Origin of the sequence: Shewanella sp. CAL98-MNA-CIBAN-0140 (genome assembly GCF_040309905.1) — a bacterium.
GTDB lineage: Bacteria > Pseudomonadota > Gammaproteobacteria > Enterobacterales > Shewanellaceae > Shewanella > Shewanella psychromarinicola.
Genome location: NZ_JBEOPI010000222.1, coordinates 1 through 257 on the forward strand (window position 1 = coordinate 1; position 257 = coordinate 257).

The window sequence follows — 257 nt, forward strand, 5'->3', positions numbered from 1 at the left end:
GGGTGGCATCGTGCAAAGTGAAAAACATTGCTAGTAATACTTCAAAACTAATAATAGTGTCGTCAAATTCAATTTGCACTACTTCTGCATGGCCGCTAGTGCCTGAGCATACTGATTTATAGGTAGGAGTGTCTGTGTTGCCACCAGTGTAACCCGAGCTTACATTTAATACGCCGTTCACTCGTCTAAATGCGGCGTCTATACACCAAAAACAGCCGCCACCAAAGGTAGCGACTTGCGTTGTTGAACTCATAAAT

1 protein-coding gene is annotated in these 257 nt (G+C 43.6%); it reads right to left on the reverse strand.

The genetic code is table 11. From position 1 onward, the window contains the following. Positions 1-253: peptide-methionine (S)-S-oxide reductase (locus AAEY93_RS20845; RefSeq protein WP_351079604.1), on the reverse strand; the 253-nt coding region annotated here is incomplete at its 3' end. Between the last annotated feature and the right edge of the window lie 4 nt (positions 254-257).